The sequence below is a fragment of the Cellulomonas sp. ICMP 17802 genome, from assembly GCF_041295535.1.
GTDB lineage: Bacteria > Actinomycetota > Actinomycetes > Actinomycetales > Cellulomonadaceae > Cellulomonas.
This window is the reverse complement of the sequence record NZ_JBGFQZ010000004.1, coordinates 49,899-62,311: the sequence shown is the minus strand read 5'-3', so window position 1 is coordinate 62,311 and position 12,413 is coordinate 49,899. Positions and strand designations below refer to the sequence as shown.

The window sequence follows — 12,413 nt, the reverse complement described above, 5'->3', positions numbered from 1 at the left end:
GGCTCAGTGGAGCTGGCGGCGCCAGTCGTCGGGGACGCGTCCCGCCGGTCCCGGCACGGTCTGCTCGACGGGCCGGTGCTCGGGCGCCGCCAGCGGGGGACCGTCCGTGTAGTCGCCGGCGGGGTAGTCCCAGAACCAGTCCTCGCCGGGCTCGAACGTCCGCACGACCGGGTGACCGGTCTCGCGGTAGTGGGCGCTCGCGTGCTGGGAGGGAGAGGTGTCGCAGCAGCCGATGTGCCCGCAGGTGGCGCACCGGCGCAGGTGGAACCACCAGCCGTCCACCTGGTCGCACTCGACGCAGCCCGTGCCGCTCGGCGGGACGGTGGGGTCGATGACGGCCTCGGTCTCGGTCACGGTGTGGGTCCTTCCGTCGAGGTGTAGGGCAGCCGGACCCGGAACCGCGTGTCGCCCGGCTCGGAGGTGACCGACAGGTCGCCGTGGTGCTTGCCGACGACGATCCGCCACGAGATGTCCAGGCCCAGGCCCGTGCCCGAGCCGACCGGCTTGGTGGTGAAGAACGGCTCGAAGATCCGCCCGACGACGGCGTCGGGGATGCCCGGCCCGGTGTCGGCGACCTCGACCTCGAGCCAGTCGTCGACGCGGCGGGTGGTGAGCGTCAGCGTGCCGTGGCCGTCCATCGCCTGCGCCGCGTTGTCGATGAGGTTGGTCCACACCTGGTTGAGCTCGGCCGCGAAGACGTGGATGGGCGGCAGGCTGCGGTCGTAGGCGCGGACCACGGTGATCCCGTCGCCCAGCTGGCGCTCGAGCATGGTGATCGTGCTGTCCAGCAGCTCGTGCACGTCGACCGTCTGGTCGGGCGCGCGGCCGATCTGCGAGTACTGCTTGGCGGCGCCGACCAGCGACGAGATCCGGGCGGTGGCGTCCTCGACCTCGTTCATGAGCGACTCGGTCTCGAGCGTGTACGACAGCCAGCGGACCGCGCCCTCGAGCACCTCGTCGCCGACGTAGGCGGCGACCATGTCCAGCCACGCGGTGCCCAGGTCGGCCGCGACGAACGCGGAGGCGAGCTCCCACCCGCCCGAGATGCCGTGGTCGGTCATCCAGTCGGCCAGCTCGTCCTCGAGGTCGGACACCTCGAGCGCGGTCCGCTTGCCGTCGGCGGCGCGGGCGCGCTTCAGGGCGGCGACGGCCTTCTCCTGCAGGTGGATGATCTGCGCGAGCTGGTCGCGGTCGTACGGCCCGGAGGCGATCATCGCGAGCTTGTGCCGCATCCCGGCGACCCGCTCGCGCAGCGTCGCGGTCGCCCGCGTGGCCGCCGCCGCGGGGTTGTTCAGCTCGTGCGTGAGGCCGGCCGACAGCGATCCCAGCGCGAGCAGCCGCTCACGCTGCCCGATCGCGGCCTGCGAGCTCTGCTGCCCGAAGAACAGGCCCTCGAGCAGGTGGACGGCCATGGGGAACCAGTCGTTCATGAACGCCGCGAAGTCGGCGGCGGCCAGCACGTAGTAGCGCGACGGCTCGAGCACCCGCAGCGTCTGCGAGTACGTCTGCGGCACGCGGTCGCCCAGGTACGCCGCCCACGCACCCGCGTAGACCCCGACCTGCCCGGTCCGGGCCACCTCGACGTCGTCGGCGCCGACCCGCCGGTACAGGGCCACCGAGCCGGAGAGCATGACGTAGAAGTCGGTCGCCGGGTCGCCCTCCCGGTAGAGCACGCCCGGCTCGATGAACTCGACGTGCCCGTGGCCGCAGAGCCAGAGCAGCTGCTCGTCGCTCAGGTGCTCGAACAGGAACAGGGTCCGCAGCTCGTCGATGTCGCACGCCAGGTGGGTCCGGATGGTCGCCGCGATCGGTGCGGTGGTCGGTTGCATGGTGGTCACAGCTGCTCCAGGTAGCGGTGGACGAGCATCACGGCCATGGCGCCCTCGCCGACGGCGGAGGCCACGCGCTTGGCGGACTCGGCGCGCACGTCGCCGGCCGCGAAGACCCCGGGGACGCTCGTCTCCAGGTGGTACGGCGGCCGGTCGAGCGGCCAGGTGTCCGGCACCTTGCCCTCGACCAGCAGGTCGTGACCGGCGCAGACGAAGCCGTGCTGGTCACGGGTCACGGTGCCGTCGAGCCAGGTGGTCAGCGGGGCGGCCCCGATGAACACGAACAACCAACCGGTGTCCGCCGATTCCTTCTCCCCGCTGACGGTGTCGCGCAGCACGATCCGCTCGAGATGGTCGTCGCCGACGGCCTCCACCACCTCGGACCGCGTGCGCACCCGGATCCGTGGGTTCCCCTCGACCTGCTCGATGAGGTACCGCGACATCGACTGCACCAGCGACTCGGCGCGCACCACGAGCGTGACCGACCGGGCGTGCCGCGACAGATACATGGCCGCCTGGCCCGCGGAATTGGCGCCGCCGACCACGTAGATGTCCTGGTCGGTGCACGCGGTCGCCTCGGTGAGCGCCGACCCGTAGTAGACGCCCCGGCCGGTCAGGGCACCGATCCCGGGCCCGTCGAGCTCGCGGTAGGCCACGCCGCTGGCCACGATCACGGTGTGCGCGTCGACCGTGCTGCCGTCGTCGAACCGCACCGACCGGGCCGCGCCGTGCACCTCGAGCCCGACGGCGTCGCGGGTCATCACGATCTCGGCGCCGAACTTGAGCGCCTGGCGTCGGGCCCGCTCCGTGAGCTGGGCGCCCGAGACGCCGTCGGGGAAGCCGAGGTAGTTCTCGATGCGGGAGCTCTGGCCGGCCTGGCCGCCGGTGGCCGACCGCTCGACGAGCGCGGTGCGCAGCCCCTCGGACGCGCCGTAGAGCGCCGCGCTGAGGCCCGCCGGGCCGCCGCCGATGACCACGAGGTCGTAGAACCGCTCGGACGGGTTCACCGACAGGCCCACCTGCGCCGCGAGGTCGCCGTCGGTCGGTGCCACCAGCACGGTGCCGTCGGCGGTGATGACGACGGGCAGGGTGGCGTCGTCCGTGCCCGCGACGTCGAGCAGCACGCGCCCCTCGGGGCTGTCGCTCGCGTACCAGCGGTAGGGGACCTGGTTGCGCGCGAGGAACTCCCGGACCTCCGACGACCGCGCCGACCAGCGGTGCCCGACCACCTTCGTCTGGGCGACGGCCTTGGGCGGGTTGGCGGTCCACGCCTCGAGCTGCGCGTCGATCACCGGGTAGAACTTCTCCTCCGGCGGGTCCCACGGCTTGAGCAGGTAGTGGTCGAGGTCGACCACGTTCACGGCGTCGATGGCGACGTCCGTGTCCGCGTACGCCGTCAGCAGGACGCGCCGCGCCTGGGGGTAGATGTCCATCGCCTGCTCGAGGAACTCGATGCCGGTCATGACGGGCATCCGGTGGTCCGCCAGCAGCACGGCCACCTGCTCGCCGCGCAGCTTGAGCTCGCGGAGGGCCTCGAGCGCCTCCGGGCCGGAGTCGGCGCGCACCACGCGGTACGTGTCGCCGTAGCGTCGCCGCAGGTCACGTGCCACGGAGCGGGACACCGCCGGGTCGTCGTCGACCGTCAGGAGCGCGGGCCTGCGCTGCTCGTCCCCTGTCGCCTGCACCATCTGGTCCCCTCTCGTCGTGCCCAGTCTGTGCCGCGGTGCCGCCGCCGCGCATCCGTCGCGCGACGGGCGTCAGTCGCCGACGACGAGCGCCGCGCCGCCCGTGATCCGCACGAGCTCGTCGAAGGTCGTCGGGAACACCGTGTGAGGCGTGCCGCCGGCGGCCCAGACCTGCGGGTGCTCGGCCAGCGCGACGTCGATCACCGTCTCCAGCTGCTCCGGGTGGCCCAGCGGGGCGACGCCCCCGATCGCCTGCCCGGTCGCGGCCCGCACCTGGTCCGGCGTCGCGCGGCCCACGTGCGCCTTGCCCAGCTGCCGCGCCAGCGCGGCGGTGTCCACGCGGTGCCGGCCGCTCGTCAGCACGAGGAGCGGCCGGTCGTCGGCCCAGAACACCAGGCTGTTGGCGATCGCGCCCACGTCGACGCCCACGGCCGCGGCGGCCTCGGCCGCGGTCCGGGCCGAGTCGGGCAGCTCCACGACCTCGCCGCGCACGCCGGCGTCGGTCAGGGCGGCAGCGACCAGCTGGGAGCGGGTGGGCAGGTGGGACAGGTCGGTCACGGGGTCTCCGGGGTGCGGGGGAGCCGCCGGCGCGGCTGGAGGCGGATGTTCGGCAGGTCGGGGGCGGGGATCCGCGCGCCGTCGTGACCGGCCACTTGCCCGAAGCGCTCGGCGCGCTCGTCGGACTCCCAGTCGGCGCGCGCCCGGGCGATGTCGGCGTGGTCGCGGCCCACGAAGTTCCACCACATGACGAGGTCGTGCGCGAACGGCGCGCCGCCCAGCAGCAGGAGCCGCGCCCCGTCCTGCGACCGCACCCGGACGTGGTCGCGCCCGTCGCCCAGGTACAGCAGCCCGCTCGTGGTGTGCGGCGTGCCCGCCACCTCGGCCGTGCCGCCCAGCAGCAGCACCGCGTGCTCGAACCCGCGCACCAGCGGGACCTCGATGTCGGCGCCCGCGCCGAGCACCACCTCGGCACCGAGCAGGGGCGTGTGCACCCGTGCTCGCGACCACGTCCCGTCCAGGTCGCCGACGAACACGGTCGCGCGCGCCCGGGGCGCCTCCCACACCGGCAGGTCGCCCACCTGCTCGAACCCGGGCGGGCCGTCGGCCACCCCGTCCGGCAGCGCGACCCAGAGCTGGACGGCGTGCAGCAGCGGTTCGTCGCCCAGGGAGAACTCGGAGTGCGCGACGCCGTGCCCGGCGGTCATGAGGTTCAGCTGGCCCGGGCGCACCACCACCTCCGACCCGACGCTGTCGCGGTGCAGGATCTCGCCCGCGACCGGCCACGTCACGGTCTGCAGGCCGGTGTGCGGGTGGGGGAGCACGCGCATGTCGACGCGCTGGGGGCCGAACTCGTCGAGGAAGCACCACGCCCCCACCATGGGCAGGGCGCGCTGGGGGAGCGTGCGGCGCACCCGCATCGCCCGGACCCCGCCGAGCGGGACGTCCCGCGCCTCCAGCAGCTCGACCACGGGTCCGTGCGAGGGCACGAGGTCGCACACCTCCGGCACCGGCCGCACCTCGAGGTTCGTCATGCGTCCCACCCTAGGAGGCACGGCGGGAGTCGGACCTCACACACGGAGGACCTGGTGCGTCTGCACACTGTGAGCGTGAAGGAACCCTTCGAGCGTGTGGTCGTCGTCCACGGGCCCACGGTGCTGCGCGTGTGCCGTGCGGTCGTCGGACCCGTGGACGCCGACGACGCGTGGTCCGAGACGTTCCTGGCCGCCCTGCGCGCCTACCCCGACCTGCCCGCCGACGCCAACGTGGAGGCGTGGCTGGTCACGATCGCCCACCGCAAGGCGATCGACGTGGTGCGGCGTGCCGCGCGGCACGCCGTGCCCGTGGCCGACGTCCCGGACCGCCCGGAGGCTCCCCGCGGGCGCGACCTCGACCTCTGGGCGGCGGTGGCCGCGCTGCCCACCAAGCAGCGGCACGTCGTGGCGTACCACCACCTCGGCGGGCTGCCCTACGACGACGTCGCCGCCCTGGTCGGCGGGACGGCCGCGGCCGCGCGGCGGGCGGGCTCGGACGGCGTCGCCGCCCTGCGACGGACCATGACCGATCAGGAGGACCGATGAGCACCGACGACCTGTTCCCCCGGGTGGACGAGACCGACCTCGCCCGGCTGCGCCGGGATCTCGCGGCCCGAGCCGCCTCGCAGGGGCTGCTGGACGTCGCCTTCCGCACCGTCGACAGCCCCGTGGGCAGCCTGCTGCTCGCGCGGACGCCGCAGGGGCTGGTCCGGGTCGCGTTCGCGGTCCAGGACCACGACGCGGTGCTGCAGGGGCTCGCGCAGACCGTGAGCCCGCGCGTCCTGGAGGCGCCGGGGCAGCTGGACGACGTGGCGCGCGAGCTGGACGAGTACTTCGCGGGGCGCCGGACCGTGTTCGACGTGCCGCTCGACCTGCGGCTGCTGCGCGGCTTCCGCCGCGACGTCGTCCTGCACCTGCCCGAGATCCCCTACGGACGGACCGCCAGCTACGCGGCGATGGCCGGCCTGGCGGGCAGCCCGCGAGCGGTCCGGGCCGTCGGCACGGCGTGCGCGCTCAACCCCCTGCCGCTGGTCCTGCCGTGCCACCGGGTGGTGCGCTCGGACGGCTCTCCCGGGCAGTACGCGGGCGGCGCCGACGCCAAGGTCGCGCTGCTCGCGCTCGAGACGGCCGTCGGTGCGGCGGCGTAGCGTCGGGGCCATGTGCCGGAACATCACCACGCTCCGCGGGCTCGAGCCGCCCGCCACCACCGAGGAGATCGAGGCCGCCGCGCGGCAGTACGTCCGCAAGGTGACCGGGGTGCAGTCGCTGAGCGACGCGACCCGTGAGCCGTTCGAGGACGCCGTCCGCCAGGTGGCCGCGATCACCGCGCGGCTGCTCGACGAGCTCCCGGCCCGCCGCCAGCCGCCGACCACCGTCCCGCCGCTGCGCCGGGCCGACGTCCAGGCGCGGATCGCGGCGCGCGAGGCGCACGAGCGGGCGCACGAGCTCGGGCTGCCGCACGAGCACGACGACGAGCTCGAGCACGTCGGGTCCTGAGCGCCCGGCGGGGCCTAGAGGGGCCAGCGCACCAGGCGGGGGATGCCGTCGGGCGCGACCGCGGCGAGCGCCAGGAACCGTGCCTCGGCCCGGTGCAGCCGGATGTGCTCGTCCAGCGACCAGGTGGGTCCGTTGGTGAGCTCCATGCCGCACGCGCACGCGATCGTCACGCGGCCGTCGGCCGTCGGGGTCACCTGACCGACGGTCGTGTGCTCCGTGGCGGCGCGCACCTTCGCGTGGCGCATCTCGGCGCTCACGGCCTCGACGGGGTTCTCCAGGGGGTCGGCCATGACCCCATCCTGGTGCAGGACGGTCAGTGCTCGGACCGGATCTGCTCGTCCTCCACCAGCTGGTCGAGCTCGAACGACTCGTCCCACTCGCCGCCGCCGAGGCTCGGCATCATCGCGCGCAGGCGCGGCTGCCAGGCGTCCGCGCGGTCGGGGAAGCACCGGTCCAGCAGGTCGAGCATGGTGGCCACCGCGGTCGACGCCCCGGGCGAGGCGCCCAGCAGGCCGGCGATCGTGCCGTCGGCGGACGTGACCAGCTCGGTGCCGAACTCCAGCACGCCGCCCGTGGCCGGGTCCTTCTTGATGACCTGCACGCGCTGGCCGGCCGTGACCAGCTCCCAGTCGCGGGGGTGGGCGGTCGGCATGAACGCGCGCAGCGTGCGCAGGCGGTCGGTCTCCGTGGCGGTGACCTCGCCCACCAGGTACTTGACCAGGTCCAGGTTGCGCAGACCCACGGCGATCATGGGGACGAGGTTGCCCGGCCGGATCGACCGGATCAGGTCGGTCCAGGAGCCGTTCTTGAGGAACTTCATGCTCCAGCCCGCGTACGGGCCGAAGAGCAGCGCCGTCCCGCCGTCGACCACGCGGGTGTCCAGGTGCGGCACCGACATCGGGGGAGCGCCGATGTCGGCCTTGCCGTACACCTTCGCCTGGTGCCGCGCGACGATCTCCGGGTTGGTGGTCTTGAGGAACTGGCCGCTGATCGGGAAGCCGCCGAAGCCCTTGGCCTCGCGGATGCCGGACTTCTGCAGGAGGGGCAGCGCGCCGCCACCGGCGCCGATGAACACGAAACGCGCGGAGACCTTGCGGCTGCGCACGTGGCCGTTCCAGCGGCGGTCGGCGACGCGCAGGGACCACGTGCCGTCCTTCTTCTGCCGGAGCCGCGTGATCTCGGACTCGAGGTGCAGGCGCGCCCCGCGCTCGACGGCGTCGGCGACCATCGCGCGGGTCAGGCGGCCGAAGTCCACGTCGGTGCCGGCGGCCGCGCGCGTGGCGGCGACGGGCTCCGACGGGTCGCGGTCGTCCACCAGGAGCGGGGCCCACTGCGCGATCTGCGCCGGGTCCGTGCTGAACTCGAGGTCGGAGAAGAGGGGGTGCTTGCGCAGCGTCTCGAACCGTCGCCGCAGGTAGTCGGCGTTGTCCGCGCCGCGCACGAAGGTCATGTGCGGGGTGGTCGACAGGAAGCCGTCGCCGCCCGGCAGGCGGTCGTGCGTGGCCAGGTGGTGCCACAGCTCGCGCGAGAGCTCGAACTGCTCGTTGATCGTCACGGCCTTGGCGATGTCGATCGTGCCGTCGGCCCGCTCGGGCGTGTAGTTGAGCTCGCAGAGCGCCGCGTGGCCCGTGCCGGCGTTGTTCCAGGCGTTCGAGCTCTCCTGCGCCAGCTCGGGGCGCCGCTCGTGGATCTCGACGGTCCACGTGGGCTCGAGCGTGGTGATGAGCGCAGCGAGGGTGGCGCTCATGATCCCGCCCCCGACGAGGACGACGTCGACGATCTCTTCGCGTTCTGGCACGCCCTGGATCGTATGTTGACGTCGAGATACCTCTCCCCCCGGGGGCGTGTGATCTTCCCCACGCGCGCCGGGGGAGCGCCGCGCCGCGCCTCGGCGGGACGGCGTCGACCAGGGGGTGGTCCGCGCGTGCATCGGGGGTCGACGCGGGGTAGAACCAAAGCATGAGCCGCGACCGCGACCTGACGTCCGACCCCTCCGCCGAGCACCTCGCCGACCGTGAGCCTGCCCAGGCCGAGCTCGATGCCGCCGACGCACGATCCGGTGGCAACCCCGACCGCGGACCGCGGTCGCTCCACGCCGTCGAGCTCGAGGCCGACGACGAGGCCATCGCCAGCAACGACGAGTGGGACGACCCCGAGCGTCTCTAGCCCCGACGCAGGTCCAGGCCCTGGTCCCGCAGACCGCGCCGCAGCGCCTGCCCGTCCTCGCCCTGGACCACGGGGATGCCGTCCGGGCGGCTGGCCGCCTGCTGCTCGGCGCGCACCGAGTCGGTGGACGGCACCGGCACGCCGTGCGCCAGGACGTGCTCGGCGAACGTGAGCTGGCGGATCAGGATCGCCCGCACGTGGTCGGGGTGGTGCTGCGCAGCGCCCGCGTAGATCTGCGGGTCGCGCTGGCCGTCGTCGCCGACCAGCACCCACCGGACGTCCGGCAGCTCGGCGAACAGGCGGCGCAGCTGGGCCACCTTGTGGGCGGGCCCGCTGCGGAACCAGCCGCTGTTCGTCGGGCCCCAGTCCGTGAGCAGCAGGGGACCGGCGGGGTAGCGGTGCCGCCGCAGGAAGCGGGCGAGCGTCGGCGCGGCGTTCCAGGCGCCGGTCGACAGGTAGACGACGGGCACCTCCTGGTCGCCCGCGCGGAGCTCCTGGTACAGCCGCGCCATCCCCGGCACGGCCTCGCGGGCGTTCTCGTGCCGCAGGAAGACGTTCCACGCCGCGACGAACGGGCGGGGCAGGCGCGTCACCATGACCGTGTCGTCGATGTCGCTGACGATCCCGAGCCGCACGTCGGGCCCGATCACGTGCACGGGCGCCGTCGCCGTGGAGCCGTCGGCCGTGGTGAGCCCGACGTCGTGCCAGCCGGGCGCCAGGTCGGACTCGAGGACGGTGTCGACGTACCCGCCGCGGTCGGTCACCACGCGGTGCGTCCGGCCGCCCACCTGCACCTCGAGCTCGGCGCCGGAGACCTGGGCGGTGGCGAAGCTGCGCCAGCCCCGCAGGGCCGTCGCCGAGCGCGTGCCGGCCTGCGCGGCGCCGCCGGCACCCGGCAGGTCGGCGTCGCGCACGTGCGGCGCGGCGAGCAGCGTGCGGGCCAGCACCCGCACCCACCCCGTGGCGCCGTAGCCGGCGTACGGCTCGATCCGCACGGTCCAGCCCCGCCGCCGCAGCTGGTAGGCCACCGCGCGGTCGAACCCGTTCTCGAGCCGCGCGGCCAGGTGCGTGCGCGGGACCGACGAGGCGGGGTTGGTCGACGCCTGCGAGGGTCCGCCCGGGCGGGCGGCTCGAAGCACCGGCCCGCCGCCGGACTCGACGACGGGCCGGGCGCTGGGGGATGCGGTCACGCGCTGTCCTTCGCCGACGCCTTCCGGGCCGCGGTCTTCTCGGTCTGGGCGTTGCCGGTGGTGAGCACGCCGCCGGCGGACTCGAGGTGGGCGCGCACGAACCAGTGGAACAGCTCGAGCTCGTGCAGGTGCCCGATGAGCAGGTCGTTGGTGACGGGGTCGGTCTCCTCGACGTCGTCGGCCGCCTTGCGGTGGTCCTCGATGACGCCGATGTACACGACGTCGAGGGCGCCGAGGTGGGCGATCGCGCTGTCGCGCCCGAGGGAGTAGTCCTCCCACGTCCGGTTCTTCACCAGCTGGCCGGGGGTGCCGACCGGCGCCACGCCCAGGGTCGCGATCCGCTCGGCGATCGCGTCGACCATGAGCCGCACGGCGTCCACCTGCGGGTCGAGCATCTCGTGCACCGCGATGAAGTGCGGGCCGACCACGTTCCAGTGGATGTGCTTGAGCGTCAGGGCCAGGTCGTTGAGGGCGTCCAGGCGCTGCTGGAGCACCGCGGCGACGTCGGCCCCCTGCTGGAGGGTGAGGGACGGGACGGTGTACTTGGGCAGCGCCATGAGGGCTCCTTCGATGCGGGTGCGCGGGAGTTTCTGCCCGCCTGGCCTCCACGCTGCCAAAGGTCGCAGCGGCCCGCCATCCGAGAGGCCTCAGGCGAACGGATCTCCGCGCTCGGCGTAGCGGGCCGCCACCTCGTCGGGGGTCAGCTGGGCGAGCCCGGGCCCGATCTCGTCCCACCACCGCGGCGCCGCCACATGGGGCGCGTCGCGGCCGCGCAGCGAGTACGGCGTGATCGTCGTCTTCGCCGGGTGGTTCTGCGACCAGTCGATGAGCACCTTGCCGCCGCGGATGTCCTTCTTCATCACCGCGACGACCTGGCCGGGGTGGGCGGCCGCGATCTCGTAGGCGACGTCGCGCGCGTACTGCCGGATCTCCAGCACGCTCTGCGTGCCCGGCAGGGGCGCGTACAGCTGCATGCCCTTGCTCCCGGAGGTCACCGGCACCGTGGTGGCCAGGCCGTCCTCGCGCAGCCGGTCCGCCACCAGGTGCGCCACGGTCGCGCACTCCGCCAGCCCCGCGGGTGCCCCGGGGTCGAGGTCCACCACCAGCCGGTCGGGCCGGTGGATCTTGCCACGCGGACCCACGCGCCACTGCGGCGTGTGCAGCTCGAGAGCGCCCTGGTTCGCGGCCCAGACCAGTCCGGCGAGGTCGTCGAGGAACGGCAGCTCGAGCTCGGCTCCCTCGTCCTCGGCGCCGGGCGCGGCGCGCAGCGTCTGGCGGCGCACCCAGTCGGGCGCTCCGCGCGGGGTGTTCTTCTCGAAGAACTTCTCGCCGGCGACCCCGTCGGGCCACCGGATCCGGGTGACCGGACGATCACGCAGCTGAGCCAGGAGGGCGGGCGCGACCTGCACGAGGTAGTTCATGACCTCGGCCTTGGTCATGCCCGTCGACGGGTACATGACCTTCTCCAGGTGGCTGACGCGGACCTGCCGGCCCTCCACGTCGACCATCTGCCGCTCGGGTGTCATGGCTGCTCCCAGGGGTCGGCGTCGGTGTCGGTGCGCACGCCGCGCACCACCGGCTGGCGGAGCCGTCCGGTCGGCGTCCGGGTCAGGTAGAGGGTGTCGACGACGACCGTCGGCTCGACCCACCGGGTGCCGCGCGCGTCGATCGGCGGCACCTCGTCGTCGAACGGGGAGTCCGCCCGCGGCTCGAGCAACCGCTGCAGCTCCGCGGCCCGCTTGCCCGTCAGACCGCTGCCGGCCCGCCCGAGGTAGCGCAGCGCGCCGTCGGCGTCCCGGGCGCCGAAGAGCACGGCTCCGAGCCGGCCGGAGCCGGTCGTCTCCTCGCGCCACCCGCCGACCAGGGCGGCGCGCGTGGTCCGGTGCGGCGCCTTGACCCAGTCGGGCGACCGGCGGCCGGGTTGGTAGACGGAGGACCGGCGCTTGGCGACGACCCCCTCGAGCCCCAGCGTCTTGGTGACCTCCCACAGCTCCGCGCCGTCCGGGTACACGGGGGAGACCTCGACCCGGTCGGGCAGCTCGAGCCGGGAGAGCGTCTCGCGGCGCTCGTCGTAGGTGCTGCGGGTCAGGTCCACGCCGTACAGGCGCAGCACGTCGAAGACGAGGAACGTCACCGGGCGCTGGGCCGCGAGCGCCTCGGCCCGCCGGGGGTCGCGCACGTGCATCCGCTCGGCCAGGGCGCTGAACGACGGGATGCCGTCGGCCATGAGGACGATCTCGCCGTCGAGCACGGCACCCTGCAGCGCCGCCAGGCCGGCCAGCTCCGGGTAGGCCGCGGTGATCTCGCGCTCGTTGCGGCTCCAGAGCCGCAGGTGCCCCGACGTGGTGTCCGCGAGCGCCCGGACGCCGTCCCACTTGACCTCGAACGCCCACTCGGGCCCGCGCGGGAGCTCCGCCGGACCGGTCGCAGGGGTGGCGAGCATGGGCTCCACGGGTCCATCCTGCCCATGGAAGGTCGCGCGCGGCGCGGTCTGGACGGAACACGCCCTGCAGC

General features: G+C 74.1%; 15 protein-coding genes. 4 read left to right on the top strand and 11 right to left on the bottom strand.

Annotated features, from left to right (window positions below):
- Positions 1 to 3: 3 nt before the first annotated feature.
- The 5 genes from AB5970_RS06450 to AB5970_RS06430 form a co-directional block, all read right to left on the bottom strand.
- Complete coding sequence (locus AB5970_RS06450) at positions 4 to 354, bottom strand: UBP-type zinc finger domain-containing protein (RefSeq protein WP_370503091.1); 351 nt, start codon at positions 352 to 354, stop codon at positions 4 to 6.
- Positions 351 to 1,829, bottom strand: a complete 1,479-nt coding sequence (locus AB5970_RS06445) for an ATP-binding protein (protein WP_370503182.1) — start codon at positions 1,827 to 1,829, stop codon at positions 351 to 353. The genes AB5970_RS06450 and AB5970_RS06445 overlap by 4 nt, the downstream gene beginning before the upstream one ends.
- Positions 1,830 to 1,834: 5 nt before the next feature.
- Positions 1,835 to 3,517 (bottom strand): FAD-dependent oxidoreductase, encoded by a 1,683-nt coding sequence (locus tag AB5970_RS06440; RefSeq protein ID WP_370503090.1) that lies wholly within the window; start codon positions 3,515 to 3,517, stop codon positions 1,835 to 1,837.
- A 69-nt stretch (positions 3,518 to 3,586) separates the two neighbouring features.
- Complete coding sequence (locus AB5970_RS06435; RefSeq protein WP_370503089.1) at positions 3,587 to 4,072, bottom strand: YbaK/EbsC family protein; 486 nt, start codon at positions 4,070 to 4,072, stop codon at positions 3,587 to 3,589.
- Positions 4,069 to 5,046, bottom strand: a complete 978-nt coding sequence (locus tag AB5970_RS06430; protein WP_370503088.1) for a pirin family protein — start codon at positions 5,044 to 5,046, stop codon at positions 4,069 to 4,071. Before AB5970_RS06430 ends, AB5970_RS06435 begins: the two co-directional genes overlap by 4 nt.
- A 75-nt stretch (positions 5,047 to 5,121) precedes the next feature.
- On the opposite strand from AB5970_RS06430, the gene AB5970_RS06425 reads away from it, so the two are divergent.
- Genes AB5970_RS06425 through AB5970_RS06415 form a run of 3 tightly spaced genes read left to right on the top strand, consistent with a single transcriptional unit; the run spans position 5,122 to position 6,543 of the window.
- Entirely contained in the window at positions 5,122 to 5,592 is a 471-nt protein-coding gene (locus AB5970_RS06425; protein ID WP_370503087.1) for an RNA polymerase sigma factor, read from the top strand.
- A complete protein-coding gene (locus tag AB5970_RS06420; RefSeq protein ID WP_370503086.1) occupies positions 5,589 to 6,194 on the top strand; it encodes a methylated-DNA--[protein]-cysteine S-methyltransferase in 606 nt (201 codons plus the stop codon). Before AB5970_RS06425 ends, AB5970_RS06420 begins: the two co-directional genes overlap by 4 nt.
- A 10-nt stretch (positions 6,195 to 6,204) precedes the next feature.
- Entirely contained in the window at positions 6,205 to 6,543 is a 339-nt protein-coding gene (locus AB5970_RS06415; RefSeq protein ID WP_370503085.1) for a DUF2277 domain-containing protein, read from the top strand.
- A gap of 14 nt (positions 6,544 to 6,557) precedes the next feature.
- On the opposite strand, the gene AB5970_RS06410 is transcribed toward AB5970_RS06415, so the two are convergent.
- Positions 6,558 to 6,833: a hypothetical protein gene (locus AB5970_RS06410; RefSeq protein WP_370503084.1), complete on the bottom strand. Its 276-nt coding sequence runs from the start codon at positions 6,831 to 6,833 to the stop codon at positions 6,558 to 6,560.
- 23 nt (positions 6,834 to 6,856) lie between these two features.
- Positions 6,857 to 8,341 carry a malate dehydrogenase (quinone) gene (gene mqo, locus AB5970_RS06405; RefSeq protein ID WP_370503083.1) on the bottom strand — a complete coding sequence of 495 codons (1,485 nt, stop codon included), beginning with the start codon at positions 8,339 to 8,341 and terminating at the stop codon, positions 6,857 to 6,859.
- Positions 8,342 to 8,502: 161 nt separating this feature from the next.
- Between mqo and AB5970_RS06400 the strand changes: the two genes are divergently transcribed.
- Positions 8,503 to 8,709: a hypothetical protein gene (locus AB5970_RS06400; RefSeq protein WP_370503082.1), complete on the top strand. Its 207-nt coding sequence runs from the start codon at positions 8,503 to 8,505 to the stop codon at positions 8,707 to 8,709.
- Here AB5970_RS06400 and AB5970_RS06395 read toward each other — a convergent pair.
- The 4 genes from AB5970_RS06395 to ligD (AB5970_RS06380) all read right to left on the bottom strand — a co-directional run bounded on the left by AB5970_RS06395 (position 8,706) and on the right by ligD (AB5970_RS06380) (position 12,342).
- On the bottom strand, positions 8,706 to 9,899 hold the full coding sequence (locus AB5970_RS06395) for an App1 family protein (protein WP_370503081.1): 1,194 nt from the start codon (positions 9,897 to 9,899) through the stop codon (positions 8,706 to 8,708). The two genes, AB5970_RS06400 and AB5970_RS06395, sit on opposite strands and share 4 nt — an antisense overlap.
- Positions 9,896 to 10,456: a Dps family protein gene (locus tag AB5970_RS06390; RefSeq protein WP_370503080.1), complete on the bottom strand. Its 561-nt coding sequence runs from the start codon at positions 10,454 to 10,456 to the stop codon at positions 9,896 to 9,898. Before AB5970_RS06390 ends, AB5970_RS06395 begins: the two co-directional genes overlap by 4 nt.
- A 90-nt stretch (positions 10,457 to 10,546) precedes the next feature.
- The gene (gene ligD / locus AB5970_RS06385; RefSeq protein ID WP_370503079.1) at positions 10,547 to 11,425 is read right to left on the bottom strand and encodes a non-homologous end-joining DNA ligase; all 879 of its coding nucleotides are present in this window, start codon (positions 11,423 to 11,425) and stop codon (positions 10,547 to 10,549) included.
- Positions 11,422 to 12,342: a non-homologous end-joining DNA ligase gene (gene ligD / locus AB5970_RS06380; RefSeq protein ID WP_370503181.1), complete on the bottom strand. Its 921-nt coding sequence runs from the start codon at positions 12,340 to 12,342 to the stop codon at positions 11,422 to 11,424. The genes ligD (AB5970_RS06385) and ligD (AB5970_RS06380) overlap by 4 nt, the downstream gene beginning before the upstream one ends.
- Positions 12,343 to 12,413: the final 71 nt, after the last annotated feature.